This is a genomic window from Polynucleobacter sphagniphilus, from assembly GCF_001953355.1.
In the GTDB taxonomy this organism is placed as follows: domain Bacteria; phylum Pseudomonadota; class Gammaproteobacteria; order Burkholderiales; family Burkholderiaceae; genus Polynucleobacter; species Polynucleobacter sphagniphilus.
In genome coordinates this window covers 271114-293576 of record NZ_MPIY01000001.1, presented here as the reverse complement: position 1 = coordinate 293576, position 22463 = coordinate 271114, and the positions used below count along the sequence as shown (strand labels likewise).

Sequence of the window (22463 nt, the reverse complement as noted above, 5' to 3'; positions counted from 1 at the left end):
TTTGGTCAATAAGCCTAAATTCGGATAAACCCTGAGCATCCATGAGCTTTTCTCAAAACAACCATCTCAATACAGAAATGCCCAATAGCATTGATGGATCCGCTCAGCCAACTCGGCGCAGAATGAATACGGTTGAACGCAAGCGCCAAATTCTGAATGGGGCCATCCAATTTTTCGCCAAAAATGGCATAGATGGTCAGTTAAGAAATCTCACCAAGGAATTGGGTGTTACACACACTCTGCTCTACCACTACTTCCCGACCAAAGAGGCCCTCATCCAAGAAGTGTACCGAGAGGTCTTTGAGTCACGCTGGAAACCACAGTGGGAAGAGTTGCTCGATGACAAGAAGCTCTCACCAGAAGAAAAGTTGAACGCTTTTTATATTGACTATTCAAACACTGTTCTGACTTATGACTTTGTTCGAATCTTGCTTTTTTCAGGTCTTAGCGAGCATTCCATTAGCGATCGATTCTTTGAGCTATTGCGCCTAAGACTTCTGCCCAGATTGATTCGAGAAACCCGTAAATTTTGTAAGCGTAGTACACGCTCCAAGCCCAGCCAGAGGGAGCTTGAGCTATTAATGGGCTTGCATGGCGGAATTTTTTATATCGGTATGCGTAGATGGGTTTATGGCCAATCTATTTATGTTTCAGATAACCAAAATACTGATAAAGAAATTATTCAAGACCGCGTGCGCTCATATCTTCTTTCAGCCCAATCTATTTTTACCAGTCAATAAGGTATCCATGTCAAATTTAAGCCTCAATCATTTTTCAATTCGTAGTCTGGAAATTGAAAAAACAACCCAGTTCTATAGCGATTACCTTGGGCTAACTGTAGGACCCAGACCAGAATTTCCATTCCCAGGTGTATGGATGTACAACGGGGATGACAGCGACTGGGCAAATGCAGTCTTGCATCTGATTGCCATAGATAAAAATGATCCCAATGGGCTCAAACAATATCTAGGAGAGCGTGATCCTGAAAGCTTAAAGGGATCAGGTGCTATTGACCACGTTGCATTCTTTGCAACCGGCCTGGAAGAGAAAATTCAATTACTCAAAAGGCTTGGCGCCAAGTATAGAGAGCGTACCGTCCCCGTTCTGAAACTACACCAAATCTTTCTGGATGATCCCAATGGGATAGTGATTGAATTAAATTACCCAGCCTCAGAAAAAGCTGCCTTGGATGCCAAGGAAGCGCAAAAGTAAGCCATGGCAAAGATATTAATCGTCGGCGGGTCTTTGGGAGGCTTATTTGCTGCCAATATCCTGCTACGTCAAGGTCAAGATGTCTTGTTGCTAGAAAAGGCAAGTGGCTCACTAGATGGTCGTGGCGCTGGAATTGTGACCCATGATGCTCTAGCAGACGCCTTACGCGAAGCCGGTATAAGGATAGATGAAAACCTCGGGGTAAAGGTTAGCAAACGCGTCACACTCGGTGCCGATGGCTCCAGCCTAGGCGAAATGGATTTGACGCAAACCCTCACCTCTTGGAGCCGCCTGTATCAGTTGCTAAAAGAAAATTTTTCTAGTGAGCGTTACCTACAAGGGAAAACTGTCAAGACTGTTTCACAAGACGCCGACAAAGTATATGTTGACTGTGAAGATGGCAGCAATTACAGCGCTGACCTATTAATTGCTTCGGATGGCATTCGATCTGCGGTACGTGCGCAGGTTGCTCCTGCCGTAGGTCCTGAGTATGCGGGTTACATTGCGTGGCGCGGAGTTTGTGATGAGGGCTGCTTATCCAAATACACATTAGACACCCTCTTTAATTACTTTGGCTTTTGCTTACCAAATGGCGAGCAAATGCTAGGCTACCCTGTCGCCGGCTCGGGAAATAACACCCGTGTAGGCAGTCGTCGTTACAACTTTGTCTGGTATCGCCCTGCCTCAGAAGAGGATGAGCTCATTAAATTACTGAGCGATGCTGATGGCCACCATTACCCCACAGGTATTCCGCCAGCAAAAGTATCCTGGCAGCATATTCACTCCATGCGATCTGCAGCCCGAGAAATACTGGCCCCACAATATGCAGAGATTTTAGAAAAGACGCCCGCTCCTTTCCTGCAGGCTATCTATGACGTGCGCTCGGAGCAAATAGTGTTTGGCAGAATCGCGCTCATGGGTGATGCGGCTTTTGTAGGCAGACCCCATGTTGGAATGGGGGTCACTAAAGCAGGTGATGAGGCCATGTGTATTGCCAAACACATCTCTCTATTAGGCGCAGTCCCGGCAGCCTTAGATGCCTACAGCGTAGAGCGACTGCATCTTGGTCAGCAGGTTGTTGCCAGGGCCCAATATCTAGGGCGATATATGCAAGCTCAGGGCGCCAAAGGTAATCGCGATGGAGAAAGTCTTAAGCGAAATGCCGATACGGTAATGGCAGAAACGGCTGTAGATATTAGTTCATTATTAGCAGCAGGAAAAGCAGTACCAGTAGCAGCAGCAACACTTTAAGTTAACTATAAATAAAAGCATTAATGGTGTATTGAGCAACAAACTTATTTAACCAACTGTTTTATATGGAGGAGACAACCATGAAACAAAAGATAACGAATCAAACCAGAAGAAAGTTACTAATTGGTGGGGCAACTGCTGCAACAACACCGCTATGGATTAATTTAGCGCAGGCGCAAGCAGAGACTATCAAAATTGGATTTCCAACACCGCTGACTGGGCCCTTTTCTGCAGAAGCGCAGGATCAAGTAAAAGCAGCGGAGCTGGCCATTAAGGAATTTAACGATGCCGGCGGCTTTAATGGTCGCAAGGCAGAGTTACTAGTTCGCGATGACAAATTAAACTCAGGTGAAGCAGCTACTCGAACCCTTGAGTTAATCGAAAAAGATAAGGTTAACTTCGTTGTTGGCTCTGTATCCGCAGCCACCCAGCTTTCCATTAATGCGGTATGTAAAGAGCGTAAGGTGCTTTTTAACTCCATCAGTCAATCCGATGCCATTAATGAAGCAAAAGATTGGAGCACTTACACTTTTCATGAGGCCCTTAACCCAACCATGACTGCTGGCGCTGTCGCCCGCTACGCCATCCCTCGCTATGGAAAAAAGATCGTATTCTTAACTGCGGATTATGCGTATGGCCATGAAATGGTGCGCGCTTTTGAGCGAGCCGGTAAAGAAATGGGTGCTACGACTCTTGCCGATATTCGCCACCCACTGGGTGCCTCTGATTACTCGGCATTTTTGCCACGCATCAAAGCACTCAATCCCGATATTTTGGTGTTATGCAACTTTGGTCGCGACTTGGTCAATGCTGCCAAACAATGTACGGACTTTGGCTTGAAGTCTAGTATGAAAATAGTTACGCCTGTACTACTCTATACCGCTCGCCTCGCTGGTGGTCCCGAAGCATTTGAAGGAATTATTGGTGGAACCTCTTACTACTGGGGCCTTGAAGATCGCATTCCTAGCGCCAAAGTATTTAATGACGCCTATCGAAAAATGTATAACGGGGCAGTTCCATCGGATTACGGCTCCTACGGATATGCCGGCGTCAAGAGCGTATTGGCTGCTGTCAAGATTGCTAAATCAATCGATACTCCAAAAGTAATTGCTGCAATGGAGAACATGAAGTACGACTGGTATAAGGGTCCTGAATACTATCGCAAATGCGATCACCAGGCGGTGCAATCGGTGATCATCATTGAATCAAAATCGAAGAATATGAAGGATAAGTACGACATATTTAATATTTTGACGATCGAACCAACCACCGATAAGAATATGCGCTCGTGCACTGAGTTGGGCTTCAAAGCTTAAATCTAGAATTTCGGGGTAAATGATCTATTTACCCCGATTCATTTTTCTATCGCGTTTAAGCAAGACGCCTATCACACATACTTATGACCGGACTTTCATTCGAACTTTTTTGCATGCAGTTACTCACTGGAATTTCCCTGGGTAGCATCTATGCACTTTTGGCGCTTGGGCTTTGCCTCATATTCGGCATGCTCAATGTCGTTAATTTTGCGCACGGCGCCTTTTTTATGGTTGGCGCCTTTTTAGGGGTCTACTTCTTAGGCATTACAGGTAACTTTTGGTTAAGCCTCGTTATTACCCCCCTTTTAACCGGCTGCATTGGCTTAGTTACAGAGCGGTTTTTGGTTCGCCCTCTTTATGGACGCGGCATCGACTACCCTCTTCTCCTTACTTTTGGGCTGTCGTATGTGCTGATCGAAGCAATGCGCGTGACCTTTGGTATTGAAGGCCTACCCTCCATTACGCCAGAAGGCTTGGGTGGCGCAATGAATGTTGGATTTGGTTATTTTCCAAAATATCGAATATTCCTCATTGGCGCAACTGCACTAATTCTTTTTGCTGTTTGGTTTTTCATCCAAAAGACTAAATATGGACTGATCATTAAAGCAGGTGCAGCTGATCAAGAAATCGTCAAGGTATTGGGTATTGATATTGCGAAAGTATGGCTTTTTGTATTCGCTTTAGGTTGTGCGATTGCTGGGTTGTCTGGAATTTTGGCATCGCCCACTCGTTCTGTAAACCCTGAGATGGGCATTCCCATTTTGGCGGAATCTTTTGTAGTTACGGTGGTAGGCGGAATGGGCTCACCAGTTGGAGCGGTAGTTGCCGGACTTCTCGTTGGGATTGTATACAGCATGACCTCCCTGTTCTTCCCAGACTTTGCAGAACTTTCTATTTTTGTATTAATGGCAGTGGTTCTCATTATTCGTCCGCAAGGATTATTTGGTAAAGCGGGAGCAATGGGTTAAGCCCAATGATCAATATGAACTCATTCTTTCAACTCATTGCAAGACATCGCGTATTGGCAAGTAGCCTGTTTTTGATGATCTTTCCATTTTTAATGCCATACGAAGCATTGGCTGTAAATATCTTGATTTTTGGTTTATTCGCCATGGGTTTTAATCTCCTCTTTGGCTATATGGGACTCCTATCGTTTGGGCATGCCGCATTTCTTGGCATTGGCGGCTATCTGACAGGAATCAGCATTGTTCATTACTCTCTACCTTGGGGCTTGGCGATTCTGATTGGAGTCATTGGCGCTGCGATTGGGGGTCTTTTGATGGGCTTCCTGGCTACAAGGACTCGTGGCATTTATTTTTCGATGGTCACTTTAGCGCTTGGGCAAATCGTTTACTTCATCTTCTATAAAGCAGAGAGCCTTACGGGCGGAGAAAATGGCTTGAGAGGGGTGCGAGTAGATAATTTTGAAATATTTGGGATTCCAGTTGACCTCCTCAATCCCCTAGCGAAGTACTACGTCATTTTATTTTTTGTCGTTCTTGCAATTTGGCTGATTTCTCGTATCCTGAATTCTCCGCTTGGCGCTGTAATGGAAGCCATTCGAGAGAATGAAAAGCGGGCGGCTGCCTGCGGCTATGATGTTGCGCGCACCAAGTTACTAGTATTTATTTTGTCTGCGGCAATTTGCGGCTTAGCAGGATCTCTGCGCGCTCTACATTTATCCATTGTTCCCATAGATTCCCTGAATTACTTGCAGTCTGGTCAAGCGGTCATGATGAGTATTTTGGGTGGTATGGGGACTTTTTTTGGCCCCTTTGTTGGCGCTGCGGTCATGCTATTTTTGGAGGACATTGTTACCGGATATACCAAGCATTGGATGGCAGTCGTTGGCATCGTATTTATGTTCTTCGTCCTCTTTTTTCCTAAGGGAATTTGGGGCAGCATTTTAAGTAAATTACATATTTCGCAGGACTCATCACAATGACCAGTAAGCATGAGATGCCCATTCTTGAGGCTCGCAATATTAGCAAAATCTTCGGAAAATTTCAGGCACTAAAAGATGTATCCACCCGCTTTATGCCTGGCACACTAACTGCCATCATTGGTCCTAATGGTGCTGGTAAAAGTACTTTCTTTAACGTCCTCAGCGGTGCCTTTCCACCTTCCAGTGGAGAAATTTTATTTAATGGCAAAAATATTACAGGTCTTGCACAGCATGAATTTGCCCGCATAGGAATTTCCAAAAGCTTTCAAATCACCAATGTCTTCAAGCAATTAACAGTTCATGAAAATGTTCGGGTAGCGGCACAAATGGAAACGAGTCGCTACAACTTTTTAACGAATGCAAAACACTATCCACGTCCAATTGAGCTTGCAGATCAGCTATTAAAGCGCGTCAATCTAGAGCATCTAAGAAATAAAAAAACTGGTGATCTAGCTCATGGGCAACAACGCGCCCTCGAAATTGCAATGGCATTAGCTTGTAATCCTAGCCTCTTGCTTTTAGATGAACCAACCGCTGGTATGTCGCCTGAAGAAACGCTTGTCATGATGGAGTTGATTCGTACATTAGCTACAGAGCGAACAGTGATCTTGGTTGAGCACAAGATGAAACTCATTATGGGACTATGCGAAAGAATTATCGTCCTCCATCATGGAGAATTTTTGGCTGAGGGTACGCCAGCGGACATTCAGAATAATGCAGAAGTACGCCGCGTGTACTTAGGACAGGGTTAAAAATATGTTGCTCGTAGAAAACTTAAACGCATGGTATGACCGTAGTCATATCCTCCAGGGAATTTCCTTAAATGTGCATAAAGGAGAAATTGTCACCTTAATGGGTCGCAATGGCGCAGGTAAAACGACCACACTCCGATCCTTAATGGGCTTATTAAGCAAAAGGGAAGGAAAAGCATCAATCGATGGAGCCTCTTTTTTAGACTTACCTGCACATGAACGCTTTCACCTAGGCTTGGCTTATGTTCCAGAGGATCGCAGAATTGTTCCTGGATTGACTGTAAAAGAAAACTTAGAACTTGGGGTCATTGTTAAAAAGGATCGCGGCAACATGAGTGCCATGGTTGATGAAATCGCCGAGATATTTCCAAGACTAAAAGAGCGTCTTCATCAAGACGGCACCTCTATGTCAGGTGGTGAGCAGCAAATGCTGGCCATTGCAAGGGCTATGATTAGTAAGCCCAAAGTCATCTTGCTAGATGAGCCATCCGAAGGCATCATGCCTGTTTTGGTTGAAGAAATGTTTGAATTATTTGCAAAGCTTAAACAGCAAGGTCTGACCATACTGTTGGTTGAACAAAATGTTCAACAGGCCCTCAAGATTTCTGATCGAGCCTACATTCTTGATCAAGGCGAAATTGTTTTTCATGACACAGCCCAAAATTTATTGGCCAATGATGAAATTCAACAAAAATATTGCGCCGTATAGAGTGGCTTAAATTAAATGCAGCCAATGTCCTAGTTGGTGCCAAACACTCTCAGGAACTAGGGTTAGCAGCCAAGTCAAGGCCAGGTAACGAAATAGCTTGCCAAAAAACATATAGATCGTACAAGGCAATAAAGGGAGCTTAAGCCAGCCTGCCGCCAAGCAGAGGGGATCGCCAACCCCTGGGAGCCATGCAAGTAATAAAATCTTAGGCCCCCAATGCTTTAGCCAATCCTGCAGTTTGCCCCCCGTATGCCCTTTAAATGCTTCAAAGCCATTTCTGCCGAGCAAACCCATCCACCAATCGACCATTCCACCCAAAGTATTACCTATCGTCGCCAAAAATATAGCAATCCAATACATTTGAGGATTAACCGAGGTATACCCAAATAGAATCGGCTCAGATCCAGCAGGTATTAAGGTAGCCGATAAAAAGGCACTTACAAATACAGCAGGAAGACCAATCGAAGGTAATGCAAACCATCCTAAAAAATGCTCCATCAGTTTGCGCCTTTAAAGTAATGGTGAGGTAAGGTGGGCGGCATTACATAAGTATTTCTGCCATCTAGGTCTCTTAGCCCAAGTTTGTGAATCAACGTATTCGGATTGTGCTAAATAGGTTCCAATGAGGCCCTCTAGTTTTGCACAGAAATCTTCGTTATAAATAATTAAGCTAATCTCAAAATTCAGGCGTAGGCTGCGTTGATCAAAATTAACTGAGCCAAAAATAGCAATCCGCTTATCAATCAACAAGCTTTTAGTATGCAGCAAGCCACCATGAAACTCAGCGATATGAACACCTGCATTCATGAGGTCTTCATAGTAGCTTCTGCTACTCCAGGCCACTAATTTAGAGTCATTCAGTTTAGGCACGATAAGCGTTACCTTCACGCCCCGCCGAGCAGCAGCCATTAGAGCCTGTAACAGACCATCATCAGGGCCAAAATATGGGGTGGTAATTGTCAACTCTTGACGGGCATCGATGATTGCAGATAGGAGGACCTGATACAAGATATCGTCTCGATATACCGGGCCAGAAGAAAACTCCTGAGCAATCGCTCCACCCTCAACCGGCGAAGCTGGTGGCATACGATCATCAAAGCTAGTAATGTCAGGATTATCAACACTCCAGTCAAATGCAAATGTCAGTTCAAACTGGGATGCAACCGGGCCTTCAACGCGCACCATGGCATCTACCCACTCACCCACCCCTGCGCCCTGCTTAAATGTTCTTGGATCGACCATGTTCATACTGCCAGACCACACTACAGATCCATCGACTACAAAGATTTTGCGATGCAGCCTCAGATCAGCTCTACGAAATTGAAAGCGACCCACTTGAATTGGTAAGGCCTCAGTTACTTGAATGCCAATCTCACGAAAACGTTTTGGCCAACTTGATTTGAACCAATCCTTGCTTCCCAAGGAATCCAATAGAACACGGCAAGCCACACCGCGTTTAGCAGCTGCAATGAGTGCTTCACAAACACGATCAGCATCTCCACCCAAAGCCCAAATATAGAATTCCAAATGCAGGCTGACTTTTGCCCGATTAATCTCATCGACAAAGAGCTGCAGAATTTTTAACGAGTCCGTATGCAATTCAATTTTATTGCCGGCCATTACTGGTGTGCCATTGCTTGCTTCAGCCAAAATACTCAAGGCTCTACCTTCAGCCGGGAGTTTTTCTCGATCGGCAGCGTACTCCTGACGCAATAATTCAGTAATCTTTGCGTAAGGGACATTCATACGCGTAATTTTTTGTCTCAAACTACGCCCTACCGGCCTTTCGCCTATCAAGATATATAGGCTTATTCCAATCAAAGGGAAGACTACCACAATAAAAATCCAAGCGAATGCCACTCCTACTGGCCTTCTGACGGAAATAATCACCCCAATGAAAAGGATCACAAAAGTAATGTGGGCCAAGAATAACCAATGTAGATGGAATGAGGTCATTGATTCCAATAGAGGCGCGAGAAGAGAATTCATATTAGCTCCAATTGAGCGGTGATACCCAGATGATCTGAGAGCTTAAGCCATTCATGCAAAATACTGGCCGAACGTACACGCAAACCCCGGACATAAATTCGATCCATGGGGAGTATGGGCTTAACACTTGGAAAGGTTTTAGCTGGTGCGCCGGTTAGGATTTCAAATACTTCTGCAAAGCCAGCTTGTTGCATCGGCACACTCATCCGATTGCGCCAATCATTAAAGTCGCCAGCAACAATCACCGGTCTATCTGCAGCAAGCGTATCAATGTAATGAATAATTTCTTCAAGCTGACGCTCCCGGCCTCTCTCAAAAAGGGCTAGATGAACACAGAAACAATGAACAGATGCACTGAGGCCCTCCAACTGCATCACACTATGAAGCAGACCACGCTTTTCAAAACGATAGGCAGAAATATCGTAGTTTTGTCCTTTAAACAAAGGTTGCTTTGACAAAATGGCATTGCCATGATGCCCATCAGCATATTCTGCATTTTTACCGTAATGCCAATCTTGCCAAAAGTTCTCTGACAAGAAATGGGTCATCTCAGTCAAGGGCCATTGCCCATACCGACGTATTCTGCCCCGGTGCTCTTGCTGCAACTCCTGCAGAAAAAGTAGATCGGGATGGTGATGCCGCATTTTTTGACGCAACTCATAAATCGTTGTGCGCCGATGCAATGGGGAAAGACCTTTATGCACATTCATAGTCATGACGCTGAATTGCCCAGGCTTATTTTTATGCATTTAAATTAACTGCCCGCCTGTTGACGTCTTAGACGAGCCAAGTAGATCTCGCCCTCCACCAAATCTTGGCACTGCATGCATTTATTGCAAATAGATGCTTGTTCACGTAACTCATCAATTGAGTTCACGGGGTTTGCATCTAAATAGGCACGCAAATCCGCTTCATGGACCTCATTACAAAGGCAAATGATTTCAGACATTTGGGTAAATGGATGTATTTAATAGCATTAGGCCTATTTTGCCACCGCCTTGATAGAATCAAGCCCATGTTTACCGCATTTCAAGCTGCTCTTTTCCTTTTGGCACATCTAGATCAAGGTGTGATGGGGATTGTGCTGGTTTCACTAGAGGTGAGCCTGAGCGCGCTATTCATTGGCATTGTGCTGGGGCTGCCAATTGGTGCATTTTTAGCTACTGAAGAGTTTGCCGGCAGAAAGGCCATCATTGTGACCCTCAATACCCTCATGGGCGTTCCAACGGTGATTGTAGGTGTTATTGTTTACCTACTTCTCTCACGCTCTGGACCGTTAGGCATTTGGGGCATGCTATTCACAGTCAAGGGCATGATTTTGGCTCAAATCTTGCTCACAACCCCTTTGATCGCCGCATTGAGCAGGCAAATCCTAGAGGATTCCTGGAGAATTCATCGCGACTCCTTTTTGGCTCTTCGCCTTCCTCAATTGTCCCGTCTCAAATGGCTGATTTGGGACTGCCGTTATTCCCTCACAATTGCAGTTTTGGCAGGTCTGGCAAGGGCAATTTCAGAAGTTGGTGCAGTCATGATCGTAGGCGGAAATATTGATCATGCAACCCGCACGATGACGACTGCAATTGCATTGGAAACCAGTAAGGGTGACTTGCCACTCGCTCTTGCCCTAGGAATCATCCTTTTAAGCATCGTCTTACTAGCTAACCTGTTTATCTTTGCTGTACGGCAAATATCGGAGCGGCGCTATGGATAAATTGATTGAGCTCAAAGATATTCAGGTCCGCAGCAATGGCAAAACCATCTTAAGCATTGAGCACGCCATCATCCCAAATCAGCAAATCATAGCCTGCATTGGTCCAAATGGAGCAGGTAAAACTACGCTCTTAAAACTGCTATCCGGACTCATCAAACCTGACTGCGGAACCATCACATATTTAAATGGTCATGAAAAAACTGCCCTAGTACTTCATCACACTCCGATGGTGCGAGCTTCCTGTAAAACCAATTTAAGTATGGTAAAAGATGTTGATTCACGCATTACCGATGCAGATGTTGACGCAGTGCTTGCAGAAATTGAATTAAGCGATCATGCCGATCGCCCAGCGACTCAATTATCAGCGGGTGAACGCCAAAAGCTATGCATTGGAAGAGCTATTTTGCAAAAACCGGCTCTTGTTTTATTGGATGAGCCAACAGCCAATCTTGACCCAAATTCAAGCGCGCAAGTTGAGAGGCTCATACAGGAGCTTAAGAATCGGGGCGCAGAAGTCTTGTTCTCCTCGCATCAACTGGCACAAGTGAAACGTGTAGCGCAATACGTGATCTTTATGGATGAGGGGGAGATAAAAGAGATTGGGCCTGTTGACGCCTTCTTCTCCAACCCCCAAACCCTTGCAGCGCAGCACTACTTAAATCACGAGTTAGCAATAAGCTAATTATTTTACTTTTGGCGCTTCTGCAGCCTGAACCACTGGCGCCTCAAATGGTGGTGGCGCTATGCAGGCAGCTGGCGAAGGAGTGCCAGCGACCCGATAGTGATCAGCAACGCGATTTTGCGCCTGACATAGCTGGTAAGCAGCTACCTTATCGCCATAAGCAGCCTTTGCCTTCGCTAAATTAACTGCAAGCTGCGCCTCTTCAGACAATGGCGGCAATGCAGCGTACGAAGATACACACACCAAGGCACAAATAGCGAAGATACCGATGTTTTTCATTACTTCGCCTTTACTTAATTTCGTTGTACCAAATTTCATGATGCTCTTTAGCCCAAGTTTCATCAACATAGCCTGTCTTCATGCCATCGATTGAGCCTTGCATGCCAATCGTTCCAATATAGATATGACCCATCGCCATCGCAGTCATCAATAAGGCACCAATAGCATGTACTAGGTTAGCGAGCTGCATGGTGCCACGCCAATATTCAATATGAATAAATGGCACGATCATATCTAGCACCCAACCCGATGCTGAAATTGTTAAACCTAAGATCACCATGCCACACCAGAACCAAATCTTTTCACCCAAGTTAAAAAAGCCTGATGGTACATGCTTGCCAGATAGAATGCCGCCAAATGCCATGAGCCACTCAATATCAACCTTATCCAGAAGATTCTTGCGCACGAAGAGGCAGAAGAAAACAATAATGCTGAGGGTGAATAGAGGTCCAGTGAAGTTGTGGATGTTCTTACATACAAATAAGAATTTGCCGTAAGCCAAGCCACCAATCACAGGCATGGCAAAATATTTACCATACAGGATCATCAATCCAGTGAATGCCAATGCCACAAAGCTGTAGGCCATTGTCCAATGAGCAAACCTCTCAAACCTACTAAAACGTTTAATCATTACTCCTGACAGCGGTTCATGCAATTTAATCGGGCCTTTTAGTAGATAGAGCGCTGCAATACCAAATACAGAGATCGCCAATAACCATGCGCCATAGACAGTCACAATACCATTGCGAATCAGTCGCCATTGCTGACCAGAGCGCTGAATCAAAACACCAGCCTGCGTATCCGGAATGCTGACATAGTTCAGGGGATCGCTATTGGCCGTCTCCCAAATTGGGCCACTGGCAGGTGGGCTATTGGCCGGCTGTGATTGAGCTTGCGTGCCATTGGCCAAACTATTGGGATTGCGCGGCACATCCACACCACTCGGGCTTGGAAGGGGCGCCATCGGTGCGCGCTCTGCAAAACTAAATCCGCTAGCTAGAGTAAGCGTTAAACCTAGCGCCAAGATCAGCGGGCGCACGACTCGAATAAATGATTGGGTCATAAAGATATCCTTGAACGATTTTGTTTTATTTATTGTTGTATCGCTAATCACTTCAGGCGGGCATATTCATTCTGGTTTTCATTACGCTTATTGAGCGCATCAATCCAGCTCTCGCGATTGCCAGGCGTCCAATCTTTAGTCATGAAGCCATCGTTCGCGCCCATATATGGAGCCATATCGGGACGCTTCGAAGCTTTGGCAGCAATCTCAGGAGGCTCAGAACAAGCTAACAATAAGGTCAGTGCAGCAAGACATAAGCCCAGCAGTTTGAAATTACATTTCATTATTTCGCTCCAGGAACTTGAGCGCCAGGGGTTGGCGTTGGGCCTGGCGTACCCGGTCCACCATAGGCAGTAGACCAACCAAATGCTTCACTACCAGGGTAGTGGCCATTTTTTTCACGGGTAGTTACACGGTTCGTGAAAATACTGGTGATTACTTCACTATCGCCCGCAATTAAAGCCTTGGTAGAACACATCTCTGCACACAATGGCAACTTACCTTCAGACAGACGGTTACGACCGTATTTCTCAAATTCTTCTACGCTACCATTTTCTTCAGGGCCACCATTACAGAATGTGCACTTATCCATCTTGCTGCGGACACCAAATGCACCTTTGCTCAAAAACTGAGGGGCGCCAAATGGACAGGCTAATGAACAATAGCCGCAACCAATGCAAATATCTTTATCGTGCAATACCACCCCTTCATCGGTGCGGTAGAAACAATCGACTGGACACACGGCCATGCACGGCGCATCAGTACAGTGCATACAAGCCACTGATACCGACTTTTCTTGCCCGATGATGCCATCGTTTACCGTAACCACCCGGCGACGATTGACGCCCCAAGGCACTTCATTTTCATTTTTACAAGCTGTCACGCAACCATTGCACTCAATGCAACGCTCTGTGTCACAGATAAATTTCATTCTTGCCATTTTATTTTCCTGATCTTATTTTTGACTTAGGCAAATTTTTCGATTTGACACATTGTGGTTTTGGTTTCTTGCATCATAGTTACCATGTCGTAACCATAAGTAGTGGCTGTATTCACAGCCTCTCCCAAGACCACGGGACTCGCACCGTCGGGATAGTATTTGCGCAAGTTCGCACCCTGCCACCATCCAGCAAAATGGAATGGCACAAATGCCGTACTCGCATCCACGCGCTCAGTTACTAAAGCGCGAACCTTAATCTGAGCCCCGGTTGGAGACTTCACCCAAACATAATCCCAATTTTTAATTCCACGTGCGGCAGCAGCGGCTGGATTCATTTCAACAAAGTTCTCTTGCTGCAATTCAGCCAACCATGGATTGGAACGCGTCTCATCACCACCGCCCTCGTATTCAACCAAGCGACCAGAAGTCAGAGTGATTGGGAACTTCTCATACAGCTTGTCATTCAAGTTCTTATCCTGGACAGTCTTATAGAGCGTTGGCAAGCGCCAGAAATTCTTCTTATCCGCAATCGTTGGATATTTGCGCATCATTGGCTCGTTCGTACTGTACAGAGCCTCACGGTGGGTCGGAATCGGATCCGGGAAGTTCCAAACAACTGCCCGAGCCCTTGCATTACCAAAAGGCATGCAACCGTTTTTCATCACTACGCGCTGAATGCCACCTGACAAGTCAGTCTTCCAATTCTTGCCTTCTGCGAGTTTTTTCTCATCCTCAGTAAGCTGATCCCACCAGCCCAACTTCTTGACTAGGGTTGCATCAAATTCTGGATAACCGGTTTTGATTGCAGACCCTTTTGAGTAAGAACCGTCAGCAGCTAACAAGCTCTTGCCATCACGCTCCACACCAAAGTTAGCGCGGAAGTTACCACCACCCTCCATCACACTCTTACTAGTGTCATACAAATTCGGTGAGCCAGGATGTTTGATTGCAGCTGTTCCATAGCAAGGCCATGGCAAGCCAAAGTAATCACCCGCTGTGTCGTAGCCAGTCACTAGATCTACGCCACCACGTGACTTCAAAGTTTTAGGATCAAACACATGCATCATGCGCATATGGGCTTTCAGGCGCTCTGGCGTTTGGCCTGTGTAACCAATGGTCCACATGCCACGATTGATTTCGCGCAAGATCGATTCGATCTCTGGCTCTCTCCATTGCGTACCAGCATATTTTGAATCGAGCATCTGATAGTTTTGCGAGAGCTCTTGACCAAAACCAAGACGATCAGCAAAGGCCTGCATGATGACATGGTCAGGCACCGATTCAAATAGCGGATCAATTACTTTCTCACGCCACTGAATAGAGCGATTTGAAGAGGTTACTGAACCATGCGTCTCAAATTGAGTGGTTGCCGGCAACAAATACACATTGCGCTTTGGATTTACTTGCCCACCCTCTGCAGGAGGCATCGCAGCCATGGCCGCAGTCGCACTTGGATATGGATCAACTACTACCAATAGATCTAATTTATCCATAGCACGTTTCATATCAAGACCACGTGTTTGGGAGTTTGGCGCATGACCCCAGAAGAATAATCCCTTGACATTATTTTGCTGATCAATGAGATCCGTTTTCTCAAGTACTGCATCAACCCAGCGAGAGACTGTCGTCCCAGACTTTTCCATCATGTCGGGTGCATAACGACCCTTGATCCACTCGTAGTCCACACCCCAAATAGAAGCAAAGTGTTTCCAAGCGCCCGCTGCAAGGCCATAGTAGCCTGGCAATGAATCTGGATTGGGGCCTACGTCAGTTGCGCCTTGAACGTTATCGTGCCCACGGAAAATGTTAGTACCGCCACCAGATACACCAATATTACCAAGTGCTAATTGCACGATACAGGAGGCGCGTACGATCGCATTACCCGTTGTATGTTGTGTTTGACCCATACACCAAACAATGGTGCTCGGACGATTCATGGCCATTGTCTGCGCCACTTTATAAACCTGCGCTTCAGGCACACCACAAGCTGCTTCTACATTAGCGGGAGTCCACTTCTCCATGACCTCTTTACGGATTTCATCCATACCGTAAACACGATCATCAATGTACTTTTTATCTTCCCAGCCGTTATTAAAGATGTGATACAGAACGCCAAATAAAAATGGGATGTCAGTTCCGGAGCGAATGCGTACATACTGATCTGACTTTGCAGCAGTTCGTGTATAGCGCGGGTCGACAACGATTAATTTGCAACCGCTCTCTTTAGCATGCAACATGCTTAACATCGAAACAGGATGGGCTTCAGCAGCGTTCGAGCCAATATAGAGAGCTGCTTTGGAATTCATCATGTCATTGAAGCTATTGGTCATCGCACCATAGCCCCACGTGTTCGCTACACCAGCAACAGTCGTTGAGTGGCAAATACGCGCTTGATGATCGGTATTGTTAGTACCGAAGAAAGACACCCATTTACGCAATAAATAAGACTGCTCATTGTTATGCTTGGAGGAGCCAATAAAAAACATTGAGTCTGGCGTGTATTTACTGCGAATATCTTTCATCTGCGCAGTAATCTCGGTTAAAGCCTGGTCCCAAGAAATACGCTGATACTTACCATCAACCAGTTTCATGGGATAGCGCAAGCGGTAGTCACCATGACCATGCTCACGCAGAGCCGCACCTTTGGCACAATGTGCACCCATATTAATTGGAGAGTCAAAGACGGGGTTCTGACGGACCCAAACACCATTCTCAACAGTAGCATCGACCGCACAACCAACTGAGCAGTGGGTACATACAGAACGCTTTACTTCAATCTTTCCTGCTTTGCCATCGAGCATCGCCTGGCTTGGCTCGGCGCTTGTCTTTTGCACCATACTAAGTTGAGCAGCAGCAATACCCGCACCAACACCAATGCCTGAACGTTTTAAGAAGGTACGGCGGTCCATGGTTGGGACAGCAGCCTTGAGACCTCGCGATAGGCTACCTATTAAACGAGAAGATGAGCTGCTACGACTGCTCTGAGGGGTATTCGGTTTACGAGTCAAACTCATGTGGCGTACCTAGGGAATTTTTTATATGTTTATTTTTTTGAAAAACCAAGCCTTGAATTAAATCAAGGTTGTTGCGTAATATTTTCGAATGTGTGCAGATGCTTGATAACCATCGACTTTATCCGTGACAGTAGAAGTCACCTCTTTGATCACTGCTTTACCTGCAGGAGTTTGAGAAATAATGGCTGCAGCACCGACTGCTGCTCCCGCCCCAATGAAAAATTGGCGGCGTGAAGCTTGATTACCCTTTGCTGCTGAGGCGGGCTTTTTTGAGCTCATGGCGTATCCGTTTTTATTAATAATTGATTTGCATCAATTTTATAGGCTATTGGTATTTTTTGCAGTTTTTGAGCAAAATCCGGGGCATTTATTAGTGCACTGCAACATTACAACATATCGAAACTGTGGCCCTCGATATCCAAAAATTCTCGGGTGAGCGCAGCAACTGGGTGATACAGATGCATTTCCGGAATTTCCTCAATAGCTTCACATAATTGCTCGTACCAAGGCCGTATATGGGCATTGAAGAATATTTGCTGATTGGTCAGGTTAGAAACCTCGACGTCGTCTCCAGCAATCAAATAACGCATGACTTCGCAAAGGGAAGAAATATGATCTTCAGTCTCGGTAATTTCCTGGGCAGATTCAAGCCCAAAAGCGTCTAATGCTCGCCTAATTTCGATGAGAGGCTTTTCATTTAAATGACCAGCCATATAAAAAGATCCATTCAAAATCACATTGGGCCGACCAACGCTGATGAAATTCAAATCAAACTCATCATGCCAAGCTTTTGCTGAATTATTTTTAGCCACCTCAACGACACTCAACCATACCTGTGCAAGAGGGGCATTCCCCTCAGAGGACTGAGAAGCCTCATCTGCAGCTGAAGCAGCAATTTGATCTAGCAACTCCTGATCTGGCGGTTGGTAAAAGAAGCGTGCAATCAAGCCATAGAGATCAGCACGGGCAAGATCCTCGGGCAAGCCAATCTCACCTACCTCAATCGCATTTTCTTCTTTCCTTAACTCTTTCATAGCTCTTTTTTCACCATATCAACTACACGACAGTCACCACACATTTTGAGTCTATCCAGGGCGGAGCCAGAAAAGGCTCCATGGGTTGATAGCTTTGATAACATCAAATTGACCATTTTCAGAGTGCCCATCGGTTTGCCACAGCTAATGCAGTGAAATGCCTGGGTTTCATTCAAAACCATGCGTTGCTTACGTTGCTCAACATTCACTAAACGGGGAAGCAAGGACAAAGCCTCTTCTGGGCAAGTCTTCACGCAAATACCGCACTGTACGCAATTCTTCTCAATAAAAGAGAGCTTAGGTTCATCCGGGTTGTCCAATAAAGCGCCCTCTGGACAGCTGCCCACACAAGACATGCATAAAGTGCATGCCTCGGAATTCATTTGTAGGCCACCCAAGGGGGATGCTTTTGGTAGAGCGCTGCCCTGATCTGGCAGAGGTGTCTTGGCATGTTTTTGCAAATACTCCAGGATGACCTCTAAAGTCTCTCGCTTTTGGATACTCAAACCAAAACTGGCTGGAGCCCCCAAGGAAGGCAATGGGCCGCGTTGACGCAATTGCCCCATCACCACTGAGACTGCACTTAAGTCCTTTGATGAACTGACGCATGCCATCTGAATACGAGGAGTGAATCCATAGGCCTGCAGAACCGTATTGGCAACATCCACCTGTATTTCAAGTGCGGCACGATATGCAGGATCCTCTTCACCACTCAGAAGCAATACAACTTCGCCAAAGCCATAACTTAAGGCGCCCAACCAGAACTCCATTCCAGTCGACGCAATATGCTCAATACCATATGGCAATACATAGGAAGGTAAGCCTTCAAATTGCTTTGACTGAATATGGGCGGCGCGCCCTAAGCCATCGAGTAATTGAGCGCCAGCCTCTAGGGTATGGAGCAATAAAGTAGGCGCTACCGTGCGATTTTGTTTGGTAGTCTCAGTGATAAATACAGTAGCGAGCGCTTTTATTTCTTTACCTTGATGGGCAACGCTCGGGTAGTTGTAGCGCATGGCACCGGATGGGCAAACTGTTGAACAAGCACCGCAACCCATACATAAATTAGGATTCACCTCAACATGGCCTTGGCCACTTTTGAAAATAGAACGAATTGCGCCAGTTGAACAAACATCAATACAGGCACTACACCCAACCTGTCCGTTTCTACCATGAGCGCAAATCTTTTCGTTGTAGACGAAATATTTAGGCTTCTCAAATTCTCCAACCATGCCGAGCAATTCATTGGCAGCCAGAGCCTGATCAAATGGATCTGGGCCAGGGGCAAAGTAACCTTGGGGGGTTTGGCTCATGGGCATCTTTGGATCAGAGCGAAGATCCAAAATCAGATCAAATTCACCGCTGCGCTTAGTATCTATACGATCAAATGCAATAGCACCAATACCCGCACACGCTGTTACGCAAGCACGATGTGATTTGCACTTATCTAGATCAATCTGAAAAGAGGCATTAATTGCTTGCTCTGGACAAACCTCAACACAAGCACCGCAACGTGTACACATCTCAGGGTCAATGGGATTTTGTAAATTCCAATCTACTGAAAAAGACCCCAAGAATCCCTCTAATTTAGATACTTCGCCGCTGTAAATTGGAAAAGTACGTGACAAGGGCAGATCACCAGCCTTCGTACATAAGACAGAAACATCCAAGGCAGTATTGAGTTTGTCGGCCCAAGGTAAGGCCTGCTCTGCTGCGCCAATGATCAATAAGCTCCCGCCGCTTTCGTAAGAGACTACAGGAACTGGTTCCGCTTGAGGCATATCTGCCAAAGCAAGCAATGCCGTAATCTTAGGGCCCGATTGTTTTGCCTCTTGAGTCCAGCCAGCATATTCGCGAATATTGACAAAGCGCAATGGCGCCACCAATGGTTTACCAGACTGCTCAGCTAGCTCACCAAACAATGCACCCTCTTGCGTGCAAGCAACCAGCACAGCATCATCACCATCAAGAGCCTTTAAGAAGGAGCCCACCTCTTGTCTGCATAAGGAGGTGTGTATAGGCAAGCCCAAGGCCTTCGAGTCCAAAGGCATTGTCTCGTTGCAGTTACAAATTAATTTCTGACTCATTACTCTTCTTTGTGGATTGTCTTAATAGTGCTATCAGCAATAGAGCTATCGCCCTCACTATCTGATAGTAAGGCTTGCTTTGCATGAATAGATTCTTCAATTTCTGCTGGTTGACTCACTTCATCCTTACGAAACAGCTCAAGCATATCGGACTGCACCATTCTTTTGAGCGTCTCAGTAGGCAATGGATCGGGCTGGGAGTAGTCATCAATGTAAATATCTAAGCGATCCATCACATTGAAATGAGGGTCTGTAAACATCTTCTTCAAGGCAGCCTGCTGTATCGCAGGATCAACTCCAGGCTTCATAAAAGCAGAAAAATCTGGGGCAAATGCATCGATCTTTTCGACATCGTCCATTGTTACTGGCGGTTTTTGATCACCATATGCTGACTCATTCACATTCTGAGACGGCTTAGCGATATCAGATTGCTGCGCAGAATCTTCCAGCGGCTTTACCTCTGAGCTTTCTATTTCAGTCTTGCGACGCGACCAGCGCTTCAGAAATCCCTCTGACATTATTCCTCCGCTGGACGCTCGGCACCCTTGAAAGAGGCGGGTCGATGGCGTTTTTTCGGTTCAGGTTTGTAATGGGTATTTACATAATCTTGCAGCCATGAAGCGCACTCAATACTTAAGGGCACCGCATCGACTGACTCACCGCCATCCATTAAGCGAGCCGCCTCGTTATAGCTCAGACAAATCCGATGTGGCACTGCAATCGTTTCCGAGTCTTTCGCCATGGCAAGCGATTGGCTGTCAATGTATTGAACAAAGTCCTCTTCAAGGCGCCACATCACGAACCAGCATGGATTATCGGCAGCGATGTTTAAGTAGTAGCCCTCGGCTTCATCTGGAAAAAGATTGAGCTCATAGCCAGTGAAAATCCAATTTTCACCATCAGTATCCCTACCCAGATACTCACCAACAATCGCTTTTGAGCCCGCTTCAAGCACAGAAAATTGCCCATGGTCTGGCAGAACTTCCTGAGGAATCCATTTGTAGGATACCCAAGGATTGTCGATGTTCTGCTTGCGCATGAAGACTGCAAAACGCATATTTGCTTAGGTATTTTGAATCACGATATTTGGGAATTTGCTGCTCATATCTTTAGACAAGCTTGCAACCCGGATGGCGACTTGCCTTGCGATACCCTTATAGATTGCACTAATCGCACCATCTGGATCGGCCACCACGGTTGGCCTACCTGCATCGGCCTGCTCCCGAATAGAAAGATTGAGGGGTAGCGCACCTAAAAACGGTGCGTCAAAGTCTTTGCCCATTTTTTCACCACCGCCAGAACCAAAGACATGTTCTTCATGGCCACAATTCGGGCATACGTAGGTACTCATGTTTTCAATAATGCCAATGATGGGCACACCCACTTTCTCAAACATCTTAAGGCCCTTGCGCGCATCTAATAGGGCGATGTCTTGCGGAGTAGTGACAATCACTGCGCCAGTAACGGGCACCTTCTGCGATAAAGTCAGAGCGATATCACCTGTACCAGGTGGCATATCGACGATGAGGTAATCCAAATCACGCCAGCGGGTTTGACGAAGAAGTTGCTCCAACGCAGAGGTGACCATCGGTCCGCGCCACACCATCGGGCTATCCTCTTCAATCAAAAATCCAATCGAGCTTGCTTGAAGACCATGACCTTCCATTGGCTCAATCGTATTTTCCTCAACCGATTCTGGTCTGCCGGTAATGCCAAGCATCATCGGCTGACTAGGGCCATAGATATCAGCATCCAAGATGCCAACCTGAGCCCCTTCAGCAGCTAGTGCCAACGCCAGGTTGACTGCAGTGGTGGATTTTCCAACGCCGCCCTTACCACTGGCAATTGCAATAATATTTTTAACGCCTGGTAGCAATTTAACGCCGCGCTGAACCGCATGAGAGACGATGTTGCTAGAAACATTCACGCTGACATTGGTAACACCTTCAATACTGCGTAAGGTATTAATCACCGACTTACGAATCGAATCAAATTGACTTTTGGCTGGATAAGCTAAAACGATATCCAAACTAATATCGCCGTTCTCAATTTTGAGGTTTTTGATTGTTTTGGCTGTGACAAAATCAATCTTCGTATTGGGATCAATCAGATCCTTCAATACATTCTTTACAAGCTCTTCAGTAACCGCCACAACGCTCTCCTACAATTGAATGAATGGGGCGTAGATTAACCCCATAAAGAAATATTTGCTCAAAGCGAATAAATTCCCTGCCAAATACAAAAAATTTAATCAATTACCGGAAAACCAGCATCACCAATAATTTGGCGGGTTAACTCTGGACTCAGACTGGACTGAACCTCGACAGTTTGGCTTGCCAAATCTGCCTTTACAGTTGCAGCAGGATCTTGCACCTGTAAAGCGCGGGTAATGGCCTTAATACAGCCGCCGCAGGTCATCCCAGAAACTGTCAGAGTTAACATTAACTTTCCTATCCTCTATTGAAATCGCACTATCTAG

26 protein-coding genes are annotated in these 22463 nt (G+C 46.0%); 10 read left to right on the top strand and 16 right to left on the bottom strand.

Going from position 1 to position 22463, the window contains the following annotated elements; translation table 11 throughout:
- Positions 1-41 precede the first annotated feature (41 nt).
- The 8 genes from BOQ04_RS01455 (at position 42) to BOQ04_RS01420 (ending at position 7185) form a co-directional block, all read left to right on the top strand.
- Positions 42-740 (top strand): TetR/AcrR family transcriptional regulator, encoded by a 699-nt coding sequence (locus BOQ04_RS01455; RefSeq protein ID WP_083657463.1) that lies wholly within the window; start codon positions 42-44, stop codon positions 738-740.
- Positions 741-747: 7 nt separating this feature from the next.
- A complete protein-coding gene (locus BOQ04_RS01450; RefSeq protein ID WP_076022991.1) occupies positions 748-1212 on the top strand; it encodes a VOC family protein in 465 nt (154 codons plus the stop codon).
- A gap of 3 nt (positions 1213-1215) precedes the next feature.
- Positions 1216-2463 carry an FAD binding domain-containing protein gene (locus BOQ04_RS01445; RefSeq protein WP_076022990.1) on the top strand — a complete coding sequence of 416 codons (1248 nt, stop codon included), beginning with the start codon at positions 1216-1218 and terminating at the stop codon, positions 2461-2463.
- Positions 2464-2543: 80 nt separating this feature from the next.
- Positions 2544-3779, top strand: a complete 1236-nt coding sequence (locus tag BOQ04_RS01440) for an ABC transporter substrate-binding protein (RefSeq protein WP_076022989.1) — start codon at positions 2544-2546, stop codon at positions 3777-3779.
- 113 nt (positions 3780-3892) lie between these two features.
- Positions 3893-4747, top strand: coding sequence for a branched-chain amino acid ABC transporter permease (locus tag BOQ04_RS01435; RefSeq protein WP_233126599.1), 855 nt, complete (start codon positions 3893-3895; stop codon positions 4745-4747).
- 14 nt (positions 4748-4761) lie between these two features.
- Positions 4762-5724 carry a branched-chain amino acid ABC transporter permease gene (locus BOQ04_RS01430; RefSeq protein ID WP_076023164.1) on the top strand — a complete coding sequence of 321 codons (963 nt, stop codon included), beginning with the start codon at positions 4762-4764 and terminating at the stop codon, positions 5722-5724.
- Positions 5721-6476, top strand: coding sequence for an ABC transporter ATP-binding protein (locus BOQ04_RS01425; RefSeq protein WP_076022987.1), 756 nt, complete (start codon positions 5721-5723; stop codon positions 6474-6476). The genes BOQ04_RS01430 and BOQ04_RS01425 overlap by 4 nt, the downstream gene beginning before the upstream one ends.
- Before the next feature lie 4 nt (positions 6477-6480).
- A complete protein-coding gene (locus BOQ04_RS01420; RefSeq protein WP_076022986.1) occupies positions 6481-7185 on the top strand; it encodes an ABC transporter ATP-binding protein in 705 nt (234 codons plus the stop codon).
- A 6-nt stretch (positions 7186-7191) separates the two neighbouring features.
- Here the strand turns inward: BOQ04_RS01420 and BOQ04_RS01415 are convergent, their stop codons facing one another.
- From BOQ04_RS01415 to BOQ04_RS01400, 4 genes are read right to left on the bottom strand one after another with little or no spacing between them, the layout of a single operon-like run.
- Positions 7192-7683: a YqaA family protein gene (locus BOQ04_RS01415; protein WP_076022985.1), complete on the bottom strand. Its 492-nt coding sequence runs from the start codon at positions 7681-7683 to the stop codon at positions 7192-7194.
- 12 nt (positions 7684-7695) lie between these two features.
- On the bottom strand, positions 7696-9174 hold the full coding sequence (cls, locus tag BOQ04_RS01410; RefSeq protein WP_076022984.1) for a cardiolipin synthase: 1479 nt from the start codon (positions 9172-9174) through the stop codon (positions 7696-7698).
- Positions 9171-9884 (bottom strand): endonuclease/exonuclease/phosphatase family protein, encoded by a 714-nt coding sequence (locus tag BOQ04_RS01405; RefSeq protein ID WP_233126598.1) that lies wholly within the window; start codon positions 9882-9884, stop codon positions 9171-9173. The genes cls and BOQ04_RS01405 overlap by 4 nt, the downstream gene beginning before the upstream one ends.
- 44 nt (positions 9885-9928) lie before the next feature.
- Positions 9929-10123: a (2Fe-2S)-binding protein gene (locus tag BOQ04_RS01400; RefSeq protein ID WP_076022982.1), complete on the bottom strand. Its 195-nt coding sequence runs from the start codon at positions 10121-10123 to the stop codon at positions 9929-9931.
- A gap of 66 nt (positions 10124-10189) precedes the next feature.
- Here BOQ04_RS01400 and BOQ04_RS01395 point away from each other — a divergent pair, with 66 nt between their 5' ends.
- Positions 10190-10885 (top strand): ABC transporter permease, encoded by a 696-nt coding sequence (locus BOQ04_RS01395; RefSeq protein WP_076023163.1) that lies wholly within the window; start codon positions 10190-10192, stop codon positions 10883-10885.
- Positions 10878-11567 (top strand): ATP-binding cassette domain-containing protein, encoded by a 690-nt coding sequence (locus BOQ04_RS01390; RefSeq protein WP_076022981.1) that lies wholly within the window; start codon positions 10878-10880, stop codon positions 11565-11567. Before BOQ04_RS01395 ends, BOQ04_RS01390 begins: the two co-directional genes overlap by 8 nt.
- Here BOQ04_RS01390 and BOQ04_RS01385 read toward each other — a convergent pair whose 3' ends face one another.
- The 12 genes from BOQ04_RS01385 to BOQ04_RS01330 all read right to left on the bottom strand — a co-directional run bounded on the left by BOQ04_RS01385 (position 11568) and on the right by BOQ04_RS01330 (position 22426).
- A complete protein-coding gene (locus BOQ04_RS01385) occupies positions 11568-11885 on the bottom strand; it encodes a hypothetical protein (protein ID WP_233126597.1) in 318 nt (105 codons plus the stop codon).
- Positions 11857-12909: a formate dehydrogenase subunit gamma gene (locus BOQ04_RS01380; RefSeq protein WP_076022979.1), complete on the bottom strand. Its 1053-nt coding sequence runs from the start codon at positions 12907-12909 to the stop codon at positions 11857-11859. The genes BOQ04_RS01385 and BOQ04_RS01380 overlap by 29 nt, the downstream gene beginning before the upstream one ends.
- 47 nt (positions 12910-12956) lie before the next feature.
- A complete protein-coding gene (locus tag BOQ04_RS01375; protein WP_076022978.1) occupies positions 12957-13193 on the bottom strand; it encodes a hypothetical protein in 237 nt (78 codons plus the stop codon).
- Positions 13193-13849: a formate dehydrogenase FDH3 subunit beta gene (fdh3B, locus tag BOQ04_RS01370; protein ID WP_076022977.1), complete on the bottom strand. Its 657-nt coding sequence runs from the start codon at positions 13847-13849 to the stop codon at positions 13193-13195. Before fdh3B ends, BOQ04_RS01375 begins: the two co-directional genes overlap by 1 nt.
- Before the next feature lie 26 nt (positions 13850-13875).
- On the bottom strand, positions 13876-16863 hold the full coding sequence (locus BOQ04_RS01365; protein ID WP_076022976.1) for a formate dehydrogenase subunit alpha: 2988 nt from the start codon (positions 16861-16863) through the stop codon (positions 13876-13878).
- A 57-nt stretch (positions 16864-16920) separates the two neighbouring features.
- On the bottom strand, positions 16921-17142 hold the full coding sequence (locus tag BOQ04_RS01360; RefSeq protein WP_076022975.1) for a hypothetical protein: 222 nt from the start codon (positions 17140-17142) through the stop codon (positions 16921-16923).
- 107 nt (positions 17143-17249) lie between these two features.
- Entirely contained in the window at positions 17250-17897 is a 648-nt protein-coding gene (locus tag BOQ04_RS01355; RefSeq protein ID WP_076022974.1) for a TorD/DmsD family molecular chaperone, read from the bottom strand.
- Positions 17894-19984: a 4Fe-4S binding protein gene (locus BOQ04_RS01350; RefSeq protein WP_076022973.1), complete on the bottom strand. Its 2091-nt coding sequence runs from the start codon at positions 19982-19984 to the stop codon at positions 17894-17896. The genes BOQ04_RS01355 and BOQ04_RS01350 overlap by 4 nt, the downstream gene beginning before the upstream one ends.
- Positions 19984-20502, bottom strand: a complete 519-nt coding sequence (locus tag BOQ04_RS01345) for a DUF3306 domain-containing protein (protein WP_076022972.1) — start codon at positions 20500-20502, stop codon at positions 19984-19986. The genes BOQ04_RS01350 and BOQ04_RS01345 overlap by 1 nt, the downstream gene beginning before the upstream one ends.
- Positions 20502-21041 carry a DUF3305 domain-containing protein gene (locus BOQ04_RS01340; RefSeq protein ID WP_076022971.1) on the bottom strand — a complete coding sequence of 180 codons (540 nt, stop codon included), beginning with the start codon at positions 21039-21041 and terminating at the stop codon, positions 20502-20504. The genes BOQ04_RS01345 and BOQ04_RS01340 overlap by 1 nt, the downstream gene beginning before the upstream one ends.
- 6 nt (positions 21042-21047) lie before the next feature.
- Positions 21048-22136 (bottom strand): iron-sulfur cluster carrier protein ApbC, encoded by a 1089-nt coding sequence (gene apbC / locus BOQ04_RS01335; protein ID WP_076022970.1) that lies wholly within the window; start codon positions 22134-22136, stop codon positions 21048-21050.
- 95 nt (positions 22137-22231) lie between these two features.
- Positions 22232-22426, bottom strand: a complete 195-nt coding sequence (locus BOQ04_RS01330) for a heavy-metal-associated domain-containing protein (RefSeq protein ID WP_076022969.1) — start codon at positions 22424-22426, stop codon at positions 22232-22234.
- Positions 22427-22463 lie beyond the last annotated feature (37 nt).

Bases quoted from the DNA above. Each gene is read 5' to 3' on its own strand.
- BOQ04_RS01455 (WP_083657463.1), top strand. From the start codon at position 42: ATGAGCTTTTCTCAAAACAACCATCTCAATACAGAAATGCCCAATAGC.
- BOQ04_RS01450 (WP_076022991.1), top strand. From the start codon at position 748: ATGTCAAATTTAAGCCTCAATCATTTTTCAATTCGTAGTCTGGAAATT.
- BOQ04_RS01445 (WP_076022990.1), top strand. From the start codon at position 1,216: ATGGCAAAGATATTAATCGTCGGCGGGTCTTTGGGAGGCTTATTTGCT.
- BOQ04_RS01440 (WP_076022989.1), top strand. From the start codon at position 2,544: ATGAAACAAAAGATAACGAATCAAACCAGAAGAAAGTTACTAATTGGT.
- BOQ04_RS01435 (WP_233126599.1), top strand. From the start codon at position 3,893: ATGCAGTTACTCACTGGAATTTCCCTGGGTAGCATCTATGCACTTTTG.
- BOQ04_RS01430 (WP_076023164.1), top strand. From the start codon at position 4,762: ATGAACTCATTCTTTCAACTCATTGCAAGACATCGCGTATTGGCAAGT.
- BOQ04_RS01425 (WP_076022987.1), top strand. From the start codon at position 5,721: ATGACCAGTAAGCATGAGATGCCCATTCTTGAGGCTCGCAATATTAGC.
- BOQ04_RS01420 (WP_076022986.1), top strand. From the start codon at position 6,481: ATGTTGCTCGTAGAAAACTTAAACGCATGGTATGACCGTAGTCATATC.
- BOQ04_RS01415 (WP_076022985.1), bottom strand. From the start codon at position 7,683: ATGGAGCATTTTTTAGGATGGTTTGCATTACCTTCGATTGGTCTTCCT.
- cls (WP_076022984.1), bottom strand. From the start codon at position 9,174: ATGAATTCTCTTCTCGCGCCTCTATTGGAATCAATGACCTCATTCCAT.
- BOQ04_RS01405 (WP_233126598.1), bottom strand. From the start codon at position 9,884: ATGAATGTGCATAAAGGTCTTTCCCCATTGCATCGGCGCACAACGATT.
- BOQ04_RS01400 (WP_076022982.1), bottom strand. From the start codon at position 10,123: ATGTCTGAAATCATTTGCCTTTGTAATGAGGTCCATGAAGCGGATTTG.
- BOQ04_RS01395 (WP_076023163.1), top strand. From the start codon at position 10,190: ATGTTTACCGCATTTCAAGCTGCTCTTTTCCTTTTGGCACATCTAGAT.
- BOQ04_RS01390 (WP_076022981.1), top strand. From the start codon at position 10,878: ATGGATAAATTGATTGAGCTCAAAGATATTCAGGTCCGCAGCAATGGC.
- BOQ04_RS01385 (WP_233126597.1), bottom strand. From the start codon at position 11,885: ATGAAATTTGGTACAACGAAATTAAGTAAAGGCGAAGTAATGAAAAAC.
- BOQ04_RS01380 (WP_076022979.1), bottom strand. From the start codon at position 12,909: ATGACCCAATCATTTATTCGAGTCGTGCGCCCGCTGATCTTGGCGCTA.
- BOQ04_RS01375 (WP_076022978.1), bottom strand. From the start codon at position 13,193: ATGAAATGTAATTTCAAACTGCTGGGCTTATGTCTTGCTGCACTGACC.
- fdh3B (WP_076022977.1), bottom strand. From the start codon at position 13,849: ATGGCAAGAATGAAATTTATCTGTGACACAGAGCGTTGCATTGAGTGC.
- BOQ04_RS01365 (WP_076022976.1), bottom strand. From the start codon at position 16,863: ATGAGTTTGACTCGTAAACCGAATACCCCTCAGAGCAGTCGTAGCAGC.
- BOQ04_RS01360 (WP_076022975.1), bottom strand. From the start codon at position 17,142: ATGAGCTCAAAAAAGCCCGCCTCAGCAGCAAAGGGTAATCAAGCTTCA.
- BOQ04_RS01355 (WP_076022974.1), bottom strand. From the start codon at position 17,897: ATGAAAGAGTTAAGGAAAGAAGAAAATGCGATTGAGGTAGGTGAGATT.
- BOQ04_RS01350 (WP_076022973.1), bottom strand. From the start codon at position 19,984: ATGAGTCAGAAATTAATTTGTAACTGCAACGAGACAATGCCTTTGGAC.
- BOQ04_RS01345 (WP_076022972.1), bottom strand. From the start codon at position 20,502: ATGTCAGAGGGATTTCTGAAGCGCTGGTCGCGTCGCAAGACTGAAATA.
- BOQ04_RS01340 (WP_076022971.1), bottom strand. From the start codon at position 21,041: ATGCGTTTTGCAGTCTTCATGCGCAAGCAGAACATCGACAATCCTTGG.
- BOQ04_RS01330 (WP_076022969.1), bottom strand. From the start codon at position 22,426: ATGTTAACTCTGACAGTTTCTGGGATGACCTGCGGCGGCTGTATTAAG.